Source organism: Fulvimarina uroteuthidis (assembly GCF_034321785.1).
GTDB classification, from domain to species: Bacteria; Pseudomonadota; Alphaproteobacteria; order Rhizobiales; family Rhizobiaceae; genus Fulvimarina; species Fulvimarina uroteuthidis.
In genome coordinates this window covers 513,293-533,762 of record NZ_JAXLPB010000002.1, presented here as the reverse complement: position 1 = coordinate 533,762, position 20,470 = coordinate 513,293, and the positions used below count along the sequence as shown (strand labels likewise).

17 protein-coding genes and 2 pseudogenes are annotated in these 20,470 nt (G+C 58.2%); 10 read left to right on the top strand and 9 right to left on the bottom strand.

All coding sequences use genetic code 11. From position 1 onward, the window contains the following. Nucleotides 1-31 precede the first annotated feature (31 nt). The 5 genes and pseudogenes from U0C82_RS07385 (at nucleotide 32) to U0C82_RS07365 (ending at nucleotide 6,045) form a co-directional block, all read left to right on the top strand. A complete protein-coding gene (locus U0C82_RS07385; protein WP_322186430.1) occupies nucleotides 32-1,756 on the top strand; it encodes a type I secretion system permease/ATPase in 1,725 nt (574 codons plus the stop codon). Further along, nucleotides 1,746-3,059 carry an HlyD family type I secretion periplasmic adaptor subunit gene (locus tag U0C82_RS07380; RefSeq protein WP_322186429.1) on the top strand — a complete coding sequence of 438 codons (1,314 nt, stop codon included), beginning with the start codon at nucleotides 1,746-1,748 and terminating at the stop codon, nucleotides 3,057-3,059. The genes U0C82_RS07385 and U0C82_RS07380 overlap by 11 nt, the downstream gene beginning before the upstream one ends. 2 nt (nucleotides 3,060-3,061) lie before the next feature. Beyond that, the gene (locus U0C82_RS07375) at nucleotides 3,062-3,661 is read left to right on the top strand and encodes a hypothetical protein (protein WP_322186428.1); all 600 of its coding nucleotides are present in this window, start codon (nucleotides 3,062-3,064) and stop codon (nucleotides 3,659-3,661) included. A 293-nt stretch (nucleotides 3,662-3,954) separates the two neighbouring features. Next, nucleotides 3,955-5,150: pseudogene (locus U0C82_RS07370) on the top strand (IS256 family transposase). 226 nt (nucleotides 5,151-5,376) lie between these two features. Next, nucleotides 5,377-6,045: a helix-turn-helix transcriptional regulator gene (locus U0C82_RS07365; RefSeq protein WP_322186427.1), complete on the top strand. Its 669-nt coding sequence runs from the start codon at nucleotides 5,377-5,379 to the stop codon at nucleotides 6,043-6,045. 269 nt (nucleotides 6,046-6,314) lie between these two features. Here the strand turns inward: U0C82_RS07365 and U0C82_RS07360 are convergent, their stop codons facing one another. Continuing rightward, on the bottom strand, nucleotides 6,315-6,662 hold the full coding sequence (locus tag U0C82_RS07360) for a hypothetical protein (RefSeq protein WP_322186426.1): 348 nt from the start codon (nucleotides 6,660-6,662) through the stop codon (nucleotides 6,315-6,317). Between the two features lie 244 nt (nucleotides 6,663-6,906). Then, a pseudogene (locus tag U0C82_RS07355) lies at nucleotides 6,907-7,053 on the bottom strand (IS3 family transposase); the annotation flags it as partial. Between the two features lie 220 nt (nucleotides 7,054-7,273). Between U0C82_RS07355 and U0C82_RS07350 the strand changes: the two are divergent. Continuing rightward, nucleotides 7,274-8,779 carry a VWA domain-containing protein gene (locus tag U0C82_RS07350; protein WP_322186425.1) on the top strand — a complete coding sequence of 502 codons (1,506 nt, stop codon included), beginning with the start codon at nucleotides 7,274-7,276 and terminating at the stop codon, nucleotides 8,777-8,779. Here the strand turns inward: U0C82_RS07350 and U0C82_RS07345 are convergent. The 5 genes from U0C82_RS07345 to U0C82_RS07325 all read right to left on the bottom strand — a co-directional run bounded on the left by U0C82_RS07345 (nucleotide 8,773) and on the right by U0C82_RS07325 (nucleotide 13,575). Then, nucleotides 8,773-9,036: a hypothetical protein gene (locus tag U0C82_RS07345; RefSeq protein WP_322186424.1), complete on the bottom strand. Its 264-nt coding sequence runs from the start codon at nucleotides 9,034-9,036 to the stop codon at nucleotides 8,773-8,775. The two genes, U0C82_RS07350 and U0C82_RS07345, sit on opposite strands and share 7 nt — an antisense overlap. Before the next feature lie 261 nt (nucleotides 9,037-9,297). Beyond that, nucleotides 9,298-9,546 (bottom strand): hypothetical protein, encoded by a 249-nt coding sequence (locus U0C82_RS07340; RefSeq protein ID WP_322186423.1) that lies wholly within the window; start codon nucleotides 9,544-9,546, stop codon nucleotides 9,298-9,300. A 406-nt stretch (nucleotides 9,547-9,952) separates the two neighbouring features. After that, on the bottom strand, nucleotides 9,953-11,242 hold the full coding sequence (locus tag U0C82_RS07335) for a PQQ-dependent sugar dehydrogenase (RefSeq protein ID WP_322186422.1): 1,290 nt from the start codon (nucleotides 11,240-11,242) through the stop codon (nucleotides 9,953-9,955). A gap of 422 nt (nucleotides 11,243-11,664) precedes the next feature. Then, nucleotides 11,665-12,351 carry a pyridoxamine 5'-phosphate oxidase family protein gene (locus tag U0C82_RS07330; RefSeq protein ID WP_322186421.1) on the bottom strand — a complete coding sequence of 229 codons (687 nt, stop codon included), beginning with the start codon at nucleotides 12,349-12,351 and terminating at the stop codon, nucleotides 11,665-11,667. Between the two features lie 285 nt (nucleotides 12,352-12,636). Next, nucleotides 12,637-13,575, bottom strand: a complete 939-nt coding sequence (locus tag U0C82_RS07325) for a 2-hydroxyacid dehydrogenase (protein ID WP_322186420.1) — start codon at nucleotides 13,573-13,575, stop codon at nucleotides 12,637-12,639. 331 nt (nucleotides 13,576-13,906) lie between these two features. On the opposite strand from U0C82_RS07325, the gene U0C82_RS07320 reads away from it, so the two are divergent. The 3 genes from U0C82_RS07320 to U0C82_RS07310 all read left to right on the top strand — a co-directional run bounded on the left by U0C82_RS07320 (nucleotide 13,907) and on the right by U0C82_RS07310 (nucleotide 16,240). After that, nucleotides 13,907-14,668, top strand: coding sequence for an amino acid ABC transporter substrate-binding protein (locus U0C82_RS07320; RefSeq protein WP_322186419.1), 762 nt, complete (start codon nucleotides 13,907-13,909; stop codon nucleotides 14,666-14,668). A gap of 124 nt (nucleotides 14,669-14,792) precedes the next feature. Further along, nucleotides 14,793-15,473: an ABC transporter permease subunit gene (locus U0C82_RS07315; RefSeq protein WP_322186418.1), complete on the top strand. Its 681-nt coding sequence runs from the start codon at nucleotides 14,793-14,795 to the stop codon at nucleotides 15,471-15,473. Beyond that, nucleotides 15,470-16,240, top strand: a complete 771-nt coding sequence (locus tag U0C82_RS07310; protein ID WP_322186417.1) for an amino acid ABC transporter ATP-binding protein — start codon at nucleotides 15,470-15,472, stop codon at nucleotides 16,238-16,240. Before U0C82_RS07315 ends, U0C82_RS07310 begins: the two co-directional genes overlap by 4 nt. A gap of 331 nt (nucleotides 16,241-16,571) precedes the next feature. Here the strand turns inward: U0C82_RS07310 and U0C82_RS07305 are convergent, their stop codons facing one another. Next, the gene (locus U0C82_RS07305; RefSeq protein WP_322186415.1) at nucleotides 16,572-18,503 is read right to left on the bottom strand and encodes a glucose/sorbosone family PQQ-dependent dehydrogenase; all 1,932 of its coding nucleotides are present in this window, start codon (nucleotides 18,501-18,503) and stop codon (nucleotides 16,572-16,574) included. 909 nt (nucleotides 18,504-19,412) lie between these two features. Between U0C82_RS07305 and U0C82_RS07300 the strand changes: the two genes are divergently transcribed. Next, a complete protein-coding gene (locus U0C82_RS07300) occupies nucleotides 19,413-19,619 on the top strand; it encodes a hypothetical protein (protein ID WP_322186414.1) in 207 nt (68 codons plus the stop codon). Nucleotides 19,620-19,892: 273 nt separating this feature from the next. Here U0C82_RS07300 and U0C82_RS07295 read toward each other — a convergent pair whose 3' ends face one another. Continuing rightward, nucleotides 19,893-20,408 (bottom strand): YciE/YciF ferroxidase family protein, encoded by a 516-nt coding sequence (locus tag U0C82_RS07295; protein ID WP_322186413.1) that lies wholly within the window; start codon nucleotides 20,406-20,408, stop codon nucleotides 19,893-19,895. Between the last annotated feature and the right edge of the window lie 62 nt (nucleotides 20,409-20,470).

The following is a 20,470-nucleotide window of genomic DNA, read 5'->3' as shown; positions in this document are numbered from 1 at the left end:
AATTGCCTTCGAAAGATCTGTGAGGACAAATATGTTCCAGAAGCCCAAGCAAATGACCGTCAGAAGCGCTATGGCGACGTGCAGATCGGCTTTTTTCGCTGTCTTTTTGATTAGTGCGATCCTCAACGTTCTCATGTTGACCGGGCCGATCTTCATGCTCCAGGTCTATGATCGTGTTCTCGCGAGTAACAGCATTCCCACGCTGCTTGTCCTCGCTGGAATTGCGTTCGCCCTCTACCTTTTCAGCGGCCTTCTCGACTTGCTTCGGTCGAAGGCTTTGAATCGGATCTCAATGCGCGTCTATACGCGTCTGTCGCGTCCGACATTTCTCGCCAATATCCAGATGCCACTGCTCCTTGGAGCAAAGGCGACGGCTGTAGACCCGTCGCGTGATCTTGATCTCATCAAGCGCTTTCTATCTTCACAGGGGCCAGCGGCGATCTTCGACCTCCCGTTCATGCCGCTTTATTTCCTGATCCTGTTCCTATTCCATCCTTTGCTAGGCGGCCTTGCACTCGCGGGCGGTGCTTTGATTTTCGCAATTGTCATCGTCAACGACATGATGTCTCGTGCTCCGAGTCGCGAACTTTTGTTGCAGACGTCCGGGCAAAGCGCACTTATGAGCACCGCTCGGCGGAATGCCGAAGTCATGCACGCCATGGGCATGTTCGAAAATTTCTCGGCGCGATACGAAGAGCGGATGAGCGACTATTACGCGGCGCAGGAGCGCGCGTCAGATCGCAACTCTTCGTTTTCCTCTTTGACCAAGATGCTACGATTGGTTCTACAGTCGGCGATGCTCGGTCTCGGTGCTTATCTAGCTATTCTGCAGGAAGTCTCGCCGGGCGTCATGATCGCTGCCTCGATTATCATGGCCCGCGCGATTGCTCCTATCGAGATCGCAGTTTCGCAGTGGCCGAGCTTTGTCGCCGCGCGCCAGGCTGCCGCACGCCTTACCGACACGCTGAAACGATGTGCAACAGAGGGCGGCACCAAGTCACTACCACGCCCGGAACGCAGCTTGAAGCTCGAGCAGCTCGCGACAACCGCACCCGGTGAGCCGATTCTGCTCCTCCAGAACGTTGATTTCGAACTCCAAGCTGGAGATGCTCTTGGGGTTGTAGGTCCATCCGGTTCCGGCAAGACCAGCCTTGCCCGTGCAGTGATGGGGGTCTGGCCTCTTATGCGGGGTTCTGTTCGCATGGATGGGTCCAGTATCGATCATTGGCTAAAGGCCGAACGCGGGACCTTCATGGGCTACTTACCCCAGGATATTGAGCTGTTCGAAGGCACGATCGCGGAGAACATCTCGCGCTTTTCTGAGGATCCTTCACTCACTGACATCATCGCTGCTGCGAAGATGTCGGGCGTGCACGAGCTGATCGCACAACTCCCAGATGGGTATGGCTGCAAGATCGGCGAGGCGGGCGCACGCCTTTCGGCTGGCCAACGCCAACGGATCGGGCTCGCAAGAGCAATCTACGGGCGACCGTTCCTGATCGTGCTCGACGAGCCAAACGCCAATCTCGACGCCGAAGGTGAACAGGCGCTCGCACGGACAATCGGTACCCTTCGGGAAGCCGGCTGCATCGTTATCGTAATCGCCCACCGCCCAAACGTTCTCGCTGTTGTTAATAAGGTGCTGGTGATCGCTCACGGTCAGCAGACGCGGTTCGGCGACCGCGACGACGTACTCGGAGTCACCGGGTTCCACGCCCCGAACACTGATGACAGGAGAGTTTCCCATGCCAGCTGACGTACTTGATCGGACGATTACGAAGTCGCTTCGTCGACAGCTTATGACTGCAATTGCGGCAGCAACGATACTTAGCGTCGGAATGGGTGGTGTTGCAGCCTATGCCGAGATCGGTGGCGCGGTCATCGGGTTGGGTTCGATTATCGTTGAGGGACGTTCAAAGCAGGTTCAGCATAACGAAGGCGGTGTCGTGAAACGTATTGCAGTTCACGAAGGAGCAAAGGTCGACGCGGGACAGCTCCTTTTTGTCTTCGACGGCACTCTGGTACGTGCAAATCTAGCCATCGTCGAAGCACAGCTGCAGCAGTTGGTGGCGCAGGAGGCGCGCCTCCTAAGCGAACTGTCTGGTAGGCGAGATATCGTATTCCCCGAAGACGACTTCGCCGAAGGAGAAACAGACCGCATCGCTCTCCTCAAATCGGGTCAGATCGAATTGTTCGAGGCAAGGCGACTTGGGATCTTAGGTCGGAAGGAACAGCTTCATGCCCAGATTGCCCAATTGGACGAGAAGGTCTCGGCTCTGAATGCGCAGGCTGTTTCAATCGATGAGAATGCTGCACTCCTTGCGGAGCAGGTTTCAAATATTGCGACACTTCATGGGAAGGGTCTGATCGCTAACTCCCAACTCGTTACGGTAAAACGTGAGCACGCATCATTAAAGGGGTCAAGAGCGGCAGTGGCGGCAGAAATCGTTGAAACTCGTCAAGCGATTGGAGAGAAGGAACTTGCGCTCTCTCAGATCGACAAGGAGTTTCGTGAAGCCGTCCTAACAGAGCTCGACCAGAAACGGGTCGAGATTGCGAAGCTGCGCCACGAGCGCATCGCTGCGCGCGATCGTCTCACTCGTCTCGAATTACGCGCCCCGATGACAGGGTATGTGCATGCCTTGAACGTCCATACCATTGGCCGAGTGGTAGCGCCCGGCGAGACGCTGATGCAAGTTGTTCCGGCAGACGACGACCTGATCGTCGAGGCAAAGCTTCGTCCCGTCGATGTCGATCAAGTGGCGCCGAAGCAAAAGGCGCGAATCCGGTTGACGGGGCTTAACCAGCGATCAACTCCAGAACTTTCTGTGACTGTCCTCGATGTTTCTCCGGATGCCACTGAAGATCCGAAAACCGGAATGACATACTTCAGCGCTCGGCTCAAGATTCCCGAGGACCAGGCGAAACGTATCGAGGACAAAGAACTTCGACCCGGCATGCCTGTCGAAGTATTTATCGAGACAAGTCAACGATCGATCCTGTCATACCTCGTCAAACCAATGCGAGACCAGATCGAACATGCCATGCGAGAGGACTGAGAATGGCTCCAGCAAATGCTACATCGTCGGCAAACGACATACCTGCTGACCGGACAGCAGATCAATCTGCCCCAACTCAGAAACCAACCATTTCTTCTGCTGATGCGCATGGTGCCAACACAGCCTCTGCTGTGAGCGTTGGACGACCGCGTCTACATCCGAAGATGGTCGCAACTTCCGGATCGATAGGCGCAACCTCGACAACACAAACGAACAACGGATCGATCGACGATGATAAAAACGAAACATCTCAAGCAATCGCCAGGTTTTCGTCGGAGATAGAGGATCTTAAAAAAACTGTTGCAACGTTCGAAGCATATTTTGCGATCACGTTAATGGGGAAGATCGACGTTCTTATTGAAGAAAAGGTCAAAGTAGCTACCCAGCCTCGCCGCAATCACTTTATAATCTTGATGTTCGCAATCTCGTTTGGCCTGAACGTCTTTCTTGTATGGACTTACAGTGGATGGCAGGTGGTGTCGGAAGTTCAGCCTTGGATCGATCAAATGATCGCTTATGCTCGATCCGGGGTGACGAAAATGTCTAACATAGTAGAGATGATTGTCGTAAAGACGACTGAACTTGACGGACGTTTTTGGTAATAATCAGGGCGGCTCTCAGTCCAATGGCGTTATTTCAAATCGAAATAACAACAATTGTTAAATTATTATCGTATATTAAGAGATCGGGTCTGTGAAGCCTCCTTGCTAGGTTGACAGAGATGTTTGTGTCGATCGACACAGATCGCGCCCTTTCAATCGATTTCATAATCGTGTTGGAACGGCTTCGTCCGATTAATTTTGATCGTGTCCCAGGAGGTGGTGTAGCAGGGTCGCGGCGGTCACCAGTGTTTTTCCGGTAGGGTCGGGTTGTTGAAGACCAACCTGATGGAAAGATCACCGATGACATGATGAACCTGCGTTCACTGGTTGAGAAGAGCGCCGACGCCGATTTGCTGCGCTAGAGGATCGGCTTTGCTGCCGAGAAGCTGATGGCGCTGGAGGTCGACACGAAGACCGGCGCGGGCTACGGCGAGAAGAATGACTTCCGACTTGCCCAACGTAACGGCTATCGCGACCGGAACTGTGAAACACGTGCTGGCACCGTCGAGCCGCGCATTCCGAAGCTTCGCACAGGCAGCTATTTCCCGAGCTTCCCTGAGCCGCGCCGGATGGCTGAGAAGGCTCTGACGGCGGTGATCCAGGAAGCCTATATCCAAGCCGTTTCGACCCGCTCCGTCGACGACCTGGTCAAGGCCATGGGCATGTCGGGCATCTCCAGGAGGCAGGTGTCTCAGCTGTGCGAAGAGATCGACGACAAGGTGAAGGCCTTCCTCGACAGACCCATCGAAGGGAATGGCCCTATCTGTGGATCGATGCCACCTACCTCAAGGTTCGTCGCGGCGGCCGCATCGTCTCCGTTGCCGTCATCATCGCCGTGGGTGTGAACACCGACGGTCGACGCGAGGTGCTTGGGATGGAGATCGGCACATCCGAGGCTGAGCCAATCTGGACAGAATTCCTGCGCAAGCTGACCAAGCGAGGCCCGCGCGGAGTGAAGCTCGCGGTCTCCGATGCCCATGAAGGGATCAAGGCCGCCGTCTCCAAGGTCCCGTCGCCCACCTGGCAGAGGTGCCGGGTCCACTTCATGAGAAACGCACTGGCCCATGCCGGAAAGAGCGGCCGACGAGTGGTCTCCGCCTTCATCGCCACGGCCTTCGCCCAGGATACGCCGGAGACCGCAAGCACTCAGTGGCGCAACGTCGCCGACCAGATCAGGCAGAAAGTGCCGAAGCTCGCCCAACTCATGGACACCGCTGAAGAAGACGTGCTTGCCTATATGACCTTTCCCAGGCAGCACTGGACCACGCTTCACAGCACCAACCCCATCGAGCGCCTCAATGGCGAGATCAAGCGGCGCACCGAGGTCGTCGGCATCTTCCCCAACGATGGCGCCATCGTCCGCCTCGTCGGCGCACTGCTGCTTGAACAGAACGACGAATGGGCCGTCCAGCGCTCCCGATACAGGACCCTTGAGACCATCGCCACAATGAGCGATGATCCGCTCATCAGCCTGCCAGCGGCAAGCTGACACGTTCCCGGATCTGTCCGGAAGGCACGGCGAGCGCCGAAGCTACACCACCTCCTGGGACACGATCCGAACGCGTCGCAGAGAGATGTAGGCAGACCCAAGGGAATTCTCTGTAAGCCATTCTGTTCGTTTACCAAAAATTAAGTACGTCGTTGCGTAATAGAAATCGTGGCCATAGTTTGACTTTTGTAAGCAGGATTTCTCACGTTATTTTTATTGGAAGATCATGCCAGATTTTTCTCAAATTGTAGTAATTTCGCCGCGTTATTTTACACGCAACGGGATAGCTCAGCAGCTTGAAGAGTCAGGCTTCAACGTTACAACAATTGATAAAATTGAAAAACTGAAAAGCGATATTAGATTAGCTGGACAGAAAACATTAGCGATTGTCGAAGTCGCCGATCTAGGCATGGACTCGACTAAAATTATTAGAGAATGCTGGAATCGGAATGACGTTCGTTTCTTTTTCCTCGTTGACGAAAACAATTGCAGTGATCTTTTAAGGATGAAATTTGAAGGAACTCTAGCGGTTATTAGTCATAATATCGAAATTCATAATTTTAATTTGCTGATCCAGATTATCCAAGCTGGTTATTTAATTCTCCCGCAACTGGAGGCTCAATCTGCAATCGCAAATGAAACGAATGTAGAAAGAAAAGAATTAGATCCCATGTTGAACGCCGCGAAAGAGCGAGTCCATCTGTTGAGTGCAAGAGAAAGGGAAGTTGTATCGCTTTTGGGTAGAGGGCACGGCAATAAGAAGCTGGGTTCAATGCTGGAAATTTCAGATACGACCGTTCGACTTCATATTCGATCGATTATGCGAAAGCTTGGAGTTGAAAACCGTACCCAAGTTGCGCTTATGTCAGCCCTTTATGAAAGCGCCGCCGAATAAATGGCGTCTACTGCTCAAACTTGTTAAGTTCTAAAAAGATTACGGCGGCATTGTTGGGAGGATTTGATGCACCATATAATGTCAGCGGACTCGCTACTACCCAGTAAGCGGGGAAATCGGAAACGATTTCGCCTTGACCAGATTCTTTCCAAACGAGGAACACGAATTTCAAGGCTCCGCCTTAATTGAATCCTCACAATAGCCCTCAAACGACCGGCAGCAGTGGATTTGCATGCCTCCTAAGGCAAATCGTCTCCAGACCACCGTATCTAAACGAGTTGCCGATATCGACCCGAGAGTAGGTCGCCGATGGTGCGTCGCATGAGATAGGTTATGCGCCAGCGGGCGAGATGATGCGGTCCGTCATGGATCATGTGGCAGAGCTGGCAGAGGGCAGCGAGGTTCGCCGCTTCGTTGTTCGGGAAGTGGTGGTCGAGATGGGCGCAAGCGAGCGATACCCTGGTGAAGCGGGTCGCGAACTCTGCTGGTAACACGTCCGGCGCCGGCAAGTTCGTGCGCAGTTTACGGCCGTTTCCGTTACGCCAGAAAGAGGTCTCCAGATCGTACCAGCGACCGTCGCCAAGATGACAGATAGTCTGGGCATGCGGCCGGCGCATCGCTCACAACGACCTTTGGCGCGAGGGAACCGGACCGAGCGGGAGAGTTCGGTCCAATTGAGCGGATAGAAGCCGCGCAGGTCAAGACTTGATCGGCATCGGTGCGCTCTATTTTAGTGGTTTAACCGAGATGGTTGAGTCCCTCTTGTGATTCCAATGCGGGCATGCGCATGCGAGTCGGGGGCATGCACGAAGGGATATCAATCCAGCTCGAAGCCGGCGATCGCGAACGTCGTGAGATGATCTCCTTGCGCCAGTGATAGTACGTGAACTGCGTGACGCCGATCGCGCGGACCGATTCCGCCACGCTCCGTCCCTGCGAAATCAGGACATCGACCTGGCGCAGCTTCGCGACGACCTCTTCAGGCTTGTGCTTCGTGTTCGGCGTGATCTCGTCCTCCGATGGCTAAAAAACCATACTGCGTGAAGGACCGCGTCATTGGGGGCAGGCCAAGCCCCAGTGGGGGCGGGCAAGGCACACGAAAGGCACACGATGCGCCATGCAGTATCCACTTGTTAACAGCGTTATTTAATATTGTTCTCTTATAATCTGATATTCAGATAAATTTAAGTTCCTTGATGGAGTATAGTTTGAGGGTCCGGAGTAGCATTTGCTGAATTTGGAATCGAACTCTATGCTTTCCTATCTCAAGAAGACAACGCGCCACGTTCTGGATGCGGCGGTGAGCAAGTCGATGACCTTCCGGTCCGACACGCACGGAAACTTTGCGACGATAACTGCTCTTTGTTTGGTTCCCCTGATCCTTGTCGCGGGCGGTGCCGTCGAGTTCGCGGCCTTGCACCACAAGAAACAGGAAATGCAGAACGCGGCCGATGTCGCTGCGCTTGCCGCCGCTTCGCGCGTGAAGGCAACTCTTGCGGAGCGCGAAGCCCTCGCTCACGGTGTCTTCAGACAGAATGTGTCCCAGACGGGCGAAGCCTTCTCAGGGATGCTGAGCGAGAATGACGGTGTCTTTTCGTATTCAGCTTCCGCGACATTGCCGAACCGCTTTCTCAAGTTCGCGAATATCGACGCTTTCGACATCAATGTCGTCGCTCAAGCGAGCTCGGACCAGTCGACATACGACATCGTCTTCGTCCTGGATAATTCCGGATCGATGAAGGGGGAGCGTATGCAGGAACTCAAAGCGGCGGTTGGTGAATTCCTGGGTGCCTTCGAAGACAGCGACGATGCTGTCCAGGTGGCCCTCGTGCCTTTCCATAACGCTGTTCGATTGTCCGATCTCAACCTGTCACGATCAGAGACGAATCTCGAATTCATAGACTGCCGTTTGCTCGCTCCCAGCGCGGGCCTGGATGAGATGCACCGCTCGCTATGCGGCGGCGGACACCGCGGGTTTTACGTTGCATCGTCGGCCGCATACGTCACGGAAGACGGAAAAAACAAAGCAAACGTTTACACGGCAAGCATTCTGAACGGAAGAACGACAATCAGGGCGGGTGAGGCGATTTGTAAGGATCGGCAAACACGCAACCGTGGAGATCAATGCCTGGACTTTCATGTGACGCGGCCATCGAGCTTCGTTGTCTACGACCAGCCCAGCAAACAGGACTGCGTTATCGACCGCGACCAACCCTTCGACACGACGAATGATGCGCCGGATCGCAAGGGACGGAAGTACCCGACGTCGAGATGCGATGTGGCCGAGATCGGCGAAGTTCGCCCCCTGAATGCCAATCTGGATCTCGTCTTGAATCAGGTTCAAGCATTGACTGCCAATGGAGCCACCAATCTGACGATCGGTGTTCAGTGGGGCATGGAAGCCCTGTCTTCCACGTCCCCCCTGACCGGCAGACGTGCCGAAAGTGATGCCTTCATGGTGATCCTCTCGGATGGAATGAATACCAGAAACCGGTGGCATCAAGGGAACACAAGCGCCATCAACGAACGGACCATCGCAGCATGTCGCCACGCGCGTGGCCTGAATCCGCCGATCAGCATCTATGCGGTCAACCTGGTCGAGGGAGATCCCGCTGTCCTGACACAGTGTGCCTCCAAACCGGAGCAATATTTCTCGGTGACGACCGCCTCGGAATTGCGAGGGGTTTTCGCTGATATTGCAGGCCGGATAAAGGGTGTACGCCTCACTCAATAGGTTTGTGCGGCATCGGTCAGTCGGGCATTCACGAGATCGCCGGTTTCCGGTTCAAAGGATCGAACTGCTCGAGAGCCGAGCGGACCAGTCGGTCGACGATACGGCTCTCTTTTCACAATTCGCAGATCGTCGGTTGCGATCCTGCGGGTTGCCGCATTGGTGCGGCTGCCGACAGCGCTTCGGTCCGCCGTCCCGCCAATCGGGCAGGCGGGCTTCGTGTTCGAGGCAGGGCGGATGTCTCGAACGACGACCTTCATGTTACCCAGCCCGTTTCCAGAGCCGTCAACTCGAAGATGTTTGCCGAGTTTGAGACATTCTCTACCCCGCGCAGGGTTCAGATCGTGGAAGGCGGCAACGGGTTTGCGGTCCTCGAACCTTGTCTCAGCCCGGACGACGAACGTCCGCTAACCGCAGAGGCCGAGACCCCAATCACCCGATCTGTTTCAATCTCGAAACCAAACGACCGAAACAGATAACGGAAAGACAGAGCGAACCCGACGATGCGCTCCGAAGCTGTATTACTGTCTCTGCGCGATCTTTGCAAGTATGCCCAGAACAACAGAGCCGAGTATGAGGTACATACCTCTTGTCACCATTTCTCCAGTCGTCGCCCCATACCGTCGATCGTAAAACGCTTGAGCTTGCGCCATTGCGTCAGGATCATCGATCGGCAAATTGAAACCCAGCCAAAATCCTGCCGCCAACTGAAAAACTCCAAACACGAATCCCAGCCAAGCAAGTAATGATCCGGCGCGAACGAAAAACATGTTTCATCTCTCTTGAAAGTAAAAATTATATATCCAATCGTACCCAGTAAATGGCGACAGCGTTCTCATACGCCTTCCGAGCGTTTTGGCTGGATCAGGCGTTTCATCGCTGAAGCCGCCTGCCTTCAACCGGGATCGGTTTTGAATTCGGTTTATGTCTCAAGGCTCATCGTTTGGAAACACTCCCATCATAGTCCGTTTCGAGTTTCGATCGGCCGCTTTCGATCCAGCCTTGACCGATCCCCATCATTGTTGCGCCGGCACAATCCGGTGCGATCGCTCGACCATTGGCTCGGCGGCTCACCGTTGAGACGGTCGCATGATCGAGATCGCCTTCGGGCGCCCGTTCCAGGCCACGGCCTTACTTCAGGCTCCCGCGATCACCGCTCCGGTCCGAGCGACGGCGTCACGCAGCGCTCACGCGCCAGATGACGTCTCCCACATCGTCGGCCATCAGCAGCGATCTGCCGTCCGGGCCGACCGCCACGCCGACGGGACGCCCATAGGCGAGTTTCTCGTCCTTGGACAGAAAGCCGGACAGGATGTCGCGAGCCGGTCCGTTCGGTGCGCCATTGTCGAAGGGGACGAAGATCAGCTTGTAGCCGCTGAGCGTCGAGCGATTCCACGATCCGTGCTGGCCGATCACCATGCCCTCGCCGAACCCCGGCAAGGTGCCGCCCGGCATCCAGCACAGGCCAAGCGATGCCGTGTGGCCGCCGAGAGCATAATCCGGCTGGATGGCACGGGCGACGAGGTCCGGAGCCTGCGGAACGCGGTCGTCCACGGTCCTGCCCCAGTAGCAATAGGGCCAGCCGTAAAACCCACCCTCTTCGACGGACGTCAGATAGTCGGGCGGCGTTTCGTCCCCAATCCCATCGCGCTCGTTGACGACGGTCCAGAGCTTTCCCGTGACCGGCTCGAAGGCCATGCCGACCGGGTTTCGCAGCCCGGAGGCAAAAATCCGCGCCTTTCCGCTGGCAAGGTCGAGTTCCCAGATCGCCGCGCGACCCTCTTCGGCCGCCATCCCCTTGTCGCCGATGTTGGACAGCGATCCGACGCCAGCATAGATCTTCGTTTGATCCGGCGAGACGATCAGGCTGCGGGTCCAGTGCCCGTGCGGCTTGAAGTCGACGAGCTTTTCGCCACCGCCCGTGAGGCTCGTATCGCCTGGCCGGTAGTCGAAACACCGAATGCCGTCCGTGTTCCCGAGGTAGAACCGGTCGCCGACCAGCGCCATGCCGAAGGGTTGGTTCTGGTTTTCCACAAAGACCTCGCGGCGCTCGGCGACACCGTCCCCATCCGCGTCCCGCCAAAGGGTGACACGATTGGCGCTCTCGCCGATCGCCTTGACGCGGCGCATCGTGGCCTGCTGCGCATGGTCCATGAGGGTGCGCGGCTGCTCCGGCTGTTCCTTCGACTCCGCCACGAGCACGTCGCCGTTCGGCAGGACCTCGATCCAGCGGGGATGATCGAGGTTCGACGCAAAGGCGTTGACCTGAAGTCCCGGCGCGCAGGTGGGCAGGCGCCCCTCCTTCCAGCCCTCCGCGGCGGGAAGTTTCAAGGTCATGATGCCCTGTTTTCGCGCCTCCGGAATCCGGGGTGTCGGCCCGACGGCTCGATGCGACGGAGACCCAAAGCGCCTGACGAGCGCGACAGCGCCACCCACGACTTCCGTTGCCTTCGCGACAATTCCCATAGTCGACCGCCTTGTCCTGGAGAAGCATGTATCGAGTGCACCAACGCCTGTAGGGCATTGGCATCGATATGCGGTTTTCACCATGACATGAGGCTACGTCAAGGCGTCCCGGGCTGCCCTCCCGGCCCCCGCCATCCGAACGTCGGGCGACCGGGTCAAAGCCCTTCCGGCAGGACGGTTCATAGACCGTCTGCAAGCGCGCGAGCCGCGAACAGGACCGCCTTCAACACTCTGTCGTTGGAAGGAAAACGAGTGGAGTGGGTCGGGCGCGGACCGGCCGCCTCGTCTCGGAAATTGGCTCTGACGCTGCCGGTCGTCTTTCGCTCCCGGCGCGGCACTGGAAATCATTTCCGGCATGGGTGGGGTTTCAGCCGGTCCGCTTTCGGATGGCAGAGCATGAAAGCGGACCGGCCGGCTCGAGCTCACGATCCATTGCGGACTGGATCGCTTGGACGCAGGTTCGGTGCCGGGTCCGCTTCACCGGGATATTCTTCGAGCGAGATCGTTCCCCCGATGCTGTCGACGCGCTTGGCGTCAGCCTCCGGGAGCGCACCCTCGAAGAGGTTCAATCGTTTCCAGGCTGGGAAAGGTTGCTGCCCATGCTGGTTGGGGACATGCGGCGAGAGCTTCGAGCCGTTGCTCTGGTGAATGTACCGACCGCAGTTCACGAAGATCTCGGTTGCGGTGACCTGTACGACGTAGTCAGCACCCGGATAAAGGCCGAGAAGATCCTTGTCTTGTGTAAGCGTTGCTCTGCCATGAACACGCAGACGATGGGGCCGCTCGAAATCGATGAACAGCAGGCCGACCCGATCGCTGGCAGCGATATTGCCGAGCGTCATGAACATGCCGTTCCCATCGTAGTTCGGGAACACCAACGCGTCTGGACCCGCGACACGCACAAAACCGGGAGCACCTCCCTTGTAGGACACAGTCGGCTGGAGGTTGTCATCGACCGTGCTCAGGAAGAACATCGTCACGCTTTCGATGAACATTCGCTCGGCAGGCTCGAAAACAGCGTGGGCGTTCCCCTCCAATCGATCCGCCAGCTTGCGTGTGCCGTGCTCGTCCTGAAGTTGCCGATGCGTCGCACCGAAAAACACGCTCATCGTTTGTCCCCCTTCGCTGTGTCGAACCCTATGCAGCCTGCGGCGTCCTGGAGGTCAAGAGCCGATACAGCGATCGTCGGCGTAAGGTGGGCTTTCCACCCGGCGCCGGAGTTGACGAAGGGCCGGCAAACGCCTGCCTTCGAGAAGCGCCGATGAAGGTCCGGACGGCCGGGTCGGGTCGAAACCCCGAATGGCGGCTTTCCGCCCGCTGTGCCTGAAGCAACCGGTCCGATTCCGACCCAGGATGAGCGGGTATCGGTCGTGTCACAGGCCGGTGGATATCTGTCAGTACCCGATGCTGCGATCGACGCTCGTCGGCATCTCGTGTCTTTCGAAATAGGCGCGGATGTTTCGCGCCGCGATCAAGCTGGCGCTCCTTTGGGAGGTCGGCGCCGCAACATGAGGCATCACGCTGACCGCGCGATGGGTCCACAACGGGCTGGTCCGAGGCAAAGGTTCGACCTCGAAAACATCTAGAATTGCATGGGCGATTTGTCCGTCGTCGAGCGCATTCAGGAGAGCGCTCGTGTGAACGATCGGTCCCCGCGCGACATTGATCAACGACGCCCCGCGCCGACATTTCGCTAGCATCCGGGCGTCGATCAGCCCGAATGTCTCGTCAGTCAACGGCAGAAGCACCACGATGATATCGGCGTTTTCGAGAACCACGGGAAGCGCGTTTTTCCCGGAATGACACTCGAAGCCTTCCATATCGCTCGGTGATCGGGACCAGCCGATAACGCGAAAGCCGCAGCGAACGAGCAGGTCGGCGCAGCTACGCCCGAGTTCTCCGATGCCAAGGAGCGCGATCGTACGTTCGGATGCCGTCGGCTGCCGAAGCGGACGCCAGATCCCTTCTTGTTGCTGGGCGCGATATTCGGGCATGCGCCGATGGAGATACAGAACATGGGCCAGCACACCTTCGGCCATGGTGTTGGCAAGCACCGGATCGACGAGACGGACAATGCCGACCGTGTCTCGAAGTGACGTCACCAGTCGCTCGACGCCGGCCCAAAGGCTCTGGACCCATACGAGCGATGGAAAACGATCGAGTTCGGAGGGTTCGGGGTTGGCGACGATGGCGACCTTCACGGCTTGCGCTTCCGCCTTTGACAGCGAGCCTGGGCTACAGACCCTGTATTCAGGCAAGGCCGATTGGAGTTCGGCCTGCCATTCGGAAGCCTCTTCACTTTGCATCGTATGGACGAAGGGAACTGCTACCATGCTGCACAAACCGCCTTTTCGTTCGCGAACCCTATCAGTTTGATTGGATGACCGGCCCGATCGCGGAAGAACATCGTCCATTGCGCGCCGGGTTCGCCTTCGCGGCCTGTCTGCCTGAAGCCGCTGCTGTTCGCCCGCCCGCCCAGTCGTTTTCGCCGTGAATGAAGCTTGTTGATCACGAGGTTGCGCGTTTCGGCTGCTGCCGTGCCACCCGCGGATGAAAAAACTCCGGCCGACCGGTTCCACACCAAACCATTCCTTGTGGACGACCCCGCGAATGCCGACCTTCCGGGCTCAGCGTAACCCGCTCCCATCCGTGAAGGAAGATACGATGAAACGCACGCTCGCGACCATAGCCGCCGCCCTGGCCCTCACAACCACCTCGATTGCGGGAAGCCTGGAGGACGTGAAGTCCGCTGGCACCCTGCGCATCGGCACTGAAGGCACTTATGCACCGTTTACGTTTCACGATGCCTCGAACGCGCTTGTAGGCTTCGACGTCGAAATCGGCCGAGAGGTCGCCGAACGCCTCGGGGTCGAGGCGGAGTTCGTCGAGGGAAAGTGGGACGGCTTGATCGCAGGCCTTGCCGCCGACCGCTACGACGCGGTCATCAACCAGGTCGGGATCACCGAGGAGCGTCAGGCGCGGTTCGACTTCTCGCAGCCCTACATCGTCTCGAAGGCTGTGCTGATCGTGAAGGAAGACAACAACGAGATAGACAGCTTCGGCGATCTCTCCGGCAAGCGTGCCGCACAGTCGCTGACATCGAACTACGGCAAGCTTGCCGAAGGGGCCGGGGCCTCGCTCGTGGGCACTGAGGGTTTCGAACAGTCCATCCAGCTCGTGCTGACGGGACGGGCGGACGCCACGATCAACGACAATCTTTCCTATCTCGATTTCAAGAAGCAGAAGCCAGATGCGCCTGTGAAGATCGTGGCGACTCAGGAGGAAGCCTCCGCATCCGGCATCATCGTCCAGAAGGGCAATCCCGAGCTCGTCGCCGCAATCGATCGTGCCCTCGATGAGATCAAGGCCGACGGCACCTACGCGGCGATATCCGAGAAGTATTTCGGCGCTGACGTATCGCGGTGAATGTCTCGCCGGCGCTGAGGGGATGTCCTTCGGCGCCGCCGCGCTACCTTGACCTTTACCATGCGTCGGGTCGCAGCGTTTCGCGGCCTGGCTCAACCCCCGTGCGACAGTAGCGGACCCGCCCGTGCCTCCCACCCTCCAACTGATGCTCGACTCGCTTTGGCCCCTGGTTCGGGCAGGACTTGTCTTCACGGTTCCGCTCGCAATCCTGTCCTTCGCGTTCGGACTGTCGCTGGGGTTCGTTGTGGCCCTTGCCCGGCTCTTCGGACCAAGGCCGCTGGCGCTGTTCGCGCGTTTCTATGTCTGGTTCATCCGAGGCACGCCGCTGCTCGTCCAGCTCTTCGTCATCTTCTACGGTCTGCCCAGCGTGGGCATTCTGATCGACGCCTTCCCGGCGGCGCTCATCGGCTTCACGTTGAGCGTTGGCGCCTATACATCGGAAATTATTCGGGCTGCCCTTTCTTCGATCCCGAAGGGGCAGTGGGAGGCGGCCTACGCGATCGGGATGACGCAGCGCCAGGCCATGGTCCGCACGGTCGTTCCGCAAGCCGTGCGCGTTGCCGTGCCGCCCTTGTCGAACTCGTTCATCTCGCTGGTGAAGGATACCTCGCTGGCTGCCGCCATTACCGTTCCCGAGCTCTTCCAGCAGGCCCAGCGCATCGTTGCGACCACCTATGAACCCTTAATCCTCTATGTCGAGGCCGCGCTTCTCTACCTCGTCCTTTCGTCCGTCCTGTCGGCCCTTCAAGCGCGACTGGAGAAGCGCTTCGGCCGTTACGGCGGCTACATGGAGTCGGGCTCGTGATCCGCCTCTGTGGAATTCGCAAGCGCTTCGGGGAGAATCTTGTCCTGCGAGGCGTCGATCTGGACGTCCCCGAAGGCCATGTCACCGCGCTGATCGGTCCGTCGGGCAGCGGCAAGAGCACACTCCTGCGGACTGCCAACCTTCTCGAACTTCCAGAAGCCGGATCGATTGAGATCGGGGATCATCGCGTCGTCTTCGAGGACGGGATCAAGCCCCAGCCGTCCGCCATTCTCAACATACGGCGGCAAACGGGGATGGTGTTCCAGAACTTCCAGCTCTTTCCGCACAGGAGCGTCGTCGCGAACGTCATGGAGGGCCTTGTCACGGTCTGGAAATGGCCCACCGACAAGGCGAAACGGCACGCGCTGGAACTCCTGGAGAAAGTGGGCATGTCGGACAAGGGCGATGCATGGCCGGCCACGCTCTCGGGGGGGCAACAGCAGCGCGTCGCAATCGCGAGGGCCATCGCGGCGTCGCCGACCCTGCTCCTGTGCGACGAGCCAACCTCGGCCCTTGATCCCGAACTTGCCGCCGAGGTCGTCGAGGTCCTGAGCTCCCTCGCGGCAGAAGGCACGACGATGCTGATGGCAACGCATGATCTTCGCCTCGCCGCACGGGTCGCCGATCAGGTCGCATTCCTGGAGGGTGGACAAATCGTCGAACAAGGTCCGCCCGAACGAATGTTCAGCCATCCATCGGATCCGCGTACCATCCGCTTTGTCAGGACGCTCAGTGCTTCCACCGAAGCTGACGGGCAGACGCACTAATCGGCGTTCAGAGAAGAGATCGGGCGCGCAGGCGGGCCGCTTGCTTCGCAGAATGGTCACGACCGCGCCGCGACTTCCTGCGGCCCACCGCATATGCGCACCAGAAGGCCGCAAATGGACTATGTCAGGTCGGTCAGAAGAGCGGGCCGAGCGCCAACTGCCGTGCGCATGGGGTCCGGCTTCCGTCAATAGCTGGAAGCGGACTGCTCGTGAACCCAATGCCCGGAGCAGTCCGAACGACGTATGTGTCCTGCGTCCTCATTCACCAAATCGAGGACGCGAAGAACAACGGTCCCATGAGGCGGTGCAGCTTCGCGCAGCGTGGTGCGATCTATCGCTCTTCGACCACCGTCTTTTCCGTCAGGAGGCCGAACTCGTTGCCCCAGGAATTGCGGATGTAAGTGCCGATATGTGCGATGTCCTGATTGCTCAGCTGGTTGCCGAAGGCTGGCATATAGCCCAATCCGTGGACGATGGTCTCAGCCACGAACCCGTCGTCGGCCAGATTTTCGTTGCCCGCCAGTACGGCTCCGGCACCGCCCTCGCCGTTGGCCCCATGACAACTCGCACAGTTTGCGATGAACTTCGGTAAGCCCTGTTCGGCGACCTCGACGACATCGGAGTCGTCGCCGACCTCGACCGCGTCGGACGCGGTTGCCTCGCTCCCGTCGGAAACGCCATTGGCGGCGCTTCCCCCGGTGGCCGGATCTTCCCATTCCTTTGGCTGGTCGGCGTTCGCCGGGCCGCTCCCGGTCACCGCATCTGCCGCGGTCAAAACGCCATTTCGATCGGCTGAGCCAAGGCCAAGTCCCGCGCTCGCGGCTTCGTCGCCATAAGTGAATTTGAGGATCGCGCCAGGATTATGCAGCACGGTTGTGCTCAACCCTTCGCCGTAGGCCTGGGAGGCGGAGCCGAACGCATCGGTCGCTATGAACACCTCTCGCCCGTCCGGCGAGACGAGAATGTCGCGATACCGATTCTGGGTGTTGAACCACGCCACCGGCATGCCCTTGGCTTCTTGGCCGTCTTCGGTCAGCGGCTGGACGTAGAGGATGCCATGCTTCAGCGTCGGGATCAGAACGGAATTGTCCCATTCCGCGATGCCGTCGTCGCCCGCGTCGTAATAGAAGACCGAGGACGGAGCGATGGTGGGATCGCAGATGTAGCCGCACTGGACGCCGAAGGGATAGTTCGTCTCAACGGTCCAGTAAGCCGCCAGAGGATCGACCATCTTTCCCTCCAGGGTGCTCTCGGGCGTCTGCTGCACGGAGTCCGGCAGGGGATCCGTGTTCTCGTCGATATCCGCCGGCACCTCGCTCCAGTTGATGTAGGTGTAGGCGGATTCATCGATAAATCCTGCAACGATCGGCCAGCCATAATTGCCACCCGGCTTGATGATGTTGAGTTCGTCGTCGCTGCTCGGACCGTGTTCGGTCTCGTAGAGCGTCCCATTCGGACCGAATGCGATGCCTTGCGGATTGCGATGGCCGTAGCTGTAGATATGGCTGCGGACACCCTCGATCGTGGGGTTGTCCTCGGGAATGGATCCATCGAGGTTGAGGCGGAGGATCTTTCCCGAATAGGTGCGCCAATTCTCGCTTTCGACCTCCTCCGCGCTCGGAAGTTCCTGGGCAAGATTGGGTCGGCGCAGATTGCGCCCGAAATTGGCGCCCTGTTCGCCGATCGAATAATAGAGTTTCATGTCGGGACCGATGACGACGCGCCCGGCATTATGGTCGTTCCATGCCGGTAGACCCTCGATAAGCACCATGGGCTCGGTGAGCTGCTGGGTTCGATCATCCCAGGTATAGCGGACGATCCGGGCCGACGGGTCGGGCTCTGACTCACTGCCATTGTTGACGGTATGTCCGACGTAGACATAGTCGTTGCCGGTGCCATCCAGGAGTTCCGGATGCAGTGCGAGGCCGAGGAGCCCTTCGTGCTGCGGTCCGGCGTACAGGTCACCCACCGTCAGAAGAAGCTGCTGCGTGCCGGAGACGGGATCAACGCGGGTGATCTCGCCGCTCGTGCGTTCGGTCAACCAGATCTTGTCGTCGGGACCCCATTGCATCGCCCAGGGATTGTCCAGCCCGCTTGTCAGGACGCGGGACGAGAACAATTCGTCCTGGCCGGTCGGAACATCGACGGGCGTGACCTGGGCGTGGGACACGCCCGCCATCAGAAACGAAACGGCAGCAATGCCGCTGGTGGACAGACGTCGTGCGAAAGGCTTCGTCACCCGAACGGTTGGTTTTCTTTGCATGGCGGTAATCCCGTTCTGATTGAAGACGACGACGCGCGTGGCGTCGTTGAAAGACGCGGAGGGGAATGGCAATCAGCAAGTCCGCGCTTACGTGAAAACCCTTGCCCGTCGCGCAGAATGTTCCGTTTGGAAGCCGGCCGCGCGAGAGGCGAAGCAACTGCTCCGCACCGCTGGAAAACTCCGGTGTTTTCCATGAAGACGGCGATTCGTATAAGAGCAACTGCCCAACGCTCGGGTTGTTCCGCGGCAATGCTGTGAACGGTAACAGGCCACGGGTCCGGCTTCGCATTCGCTGATCATCCAGCGCCGAAGGCGTGAAGACACAGCAAAGGATCGCGCTTCGGTTTGGCCGGACCGTCGGCAGAGCCGATAAGGCTTGGGCATCCGCCTTTGAGGACCGCTGCGTCAGAAGCTGCCGACGGCTCGTTTTCAAGGGTCGAAATCATGCCCTCGGTGCAGCGCCGCGCCACCGTTGGTCGACTGCGGAGAAGAGCCGACTCATCGAAGGGACGACGCAGCCGAAGACAAGCCTTTCTTTGTGACGCGCCAGGCTGGGACATCTCCTCCGCACCTTTTTTCTCAAAGCGCCCTGCGCTGGAAGGCAGCCATGCTGCGGATCAGGCCGACGGGACTGTCGTCAGAACGTTGAGGGTCGAAGCGGACTGCGGTCGCAATCCTCCGCATCCTCACCCTGCATCATTGTATGACGATGTGAGTTTCTCGCCGATATCCTTTTTTGCCGGACAGTCATAAGAGAGTTATTGTATTCGAATTTTGCGAAACCATCTTTTTGTCTATCCCGCCCGTCCGAAAGGGCCTGTCGAATGAACGCGGCGTCTTGGGGAGGGAACCTTATCTTATTTCAAATGATTTGAGAGTTCGCGACGCGAAACAGCAAGGATAAAACCAATGAAGACTGCCAATCCGACATCCCAGGATCACACGGAACCGAACGCGCAATCCCATAAGCAGGGGACGGAATCGGACAATCGGAAACCCGGCGGCAGCAATCAGCCGGACCCGAAGACCGAGGACGACCTCGACGAAGCGCTCGACGAAACTTTTCCCGCTTCCGATCCGATCGCTCCCAGCCATATCGACGGGCCGAACAACTAACTGAAACGCCCAACCTTGAGTCCGAGCATGGGCCTTGGGCCCGCGATTGTTTGCTCGTTACGAACAGAAGAGGCGCAGATTTCGCGCCGCTGATCGATGACGAAGAAGAATTGCCTTGGGACCGATCGCGAAGGCCTTTCTGGAAGCCAGGTCAGTTCCGGCTCACGGCGCAAGATCGATCCCCGATCCACCTTGACTGTGCCAAGACTTGTTTCGAAATTTTCCAGTGGAGCCACCCTCCATCTCTGGAGGGCGGCCCCGCATGGCCAGTTGTCAAGCGGCCACTGGCTTCGATCCCTTGGTCTTGCCAGACGACATCGACCCTTCCGCGATCCGGTTCAGGAGTTCGTCAGTCTTCTTCTCTTCCTGAAGCGTCTCGTCGAAAAGCTTGGCCGCATCCTTGTAGCCGAGCTTTGTCGCCCATGACTTCAGGAGGCCGTAGCGGGCAATCTCGTAATGCTCGATCGCCTGGGCGCAGCCGATCAACACATCGTCAGCCGCTTCGGTGTCACCGAAATCTTCCAGATCCGAGTCCATCTCGGACGTCAGCCCCTGCATCGCTTCGCAAGTCTTGCCGCGCGCCGTTTTGCCGATGATCTCGAACACCTGCGTCAAGCGCTCGACTTGATTGGCCGATTCGTCCGCATGCGTTTCGAATGCCTGCTTCAATTCATCGGACTGCGCAGCCTTTGCGGACTTCTTCAACGCTTTCACCGAAGCCTTCTCGGCGTAATAGACATCTTTCAGGGTCTCGTAGAACGCGTCTTCGAGGGTCTTTTGCTTCGCCATGTGATTTCTCCTGGAATTATTGCATCTCAACACACCGCCTTGGTAACGATCCAGGACCGGCG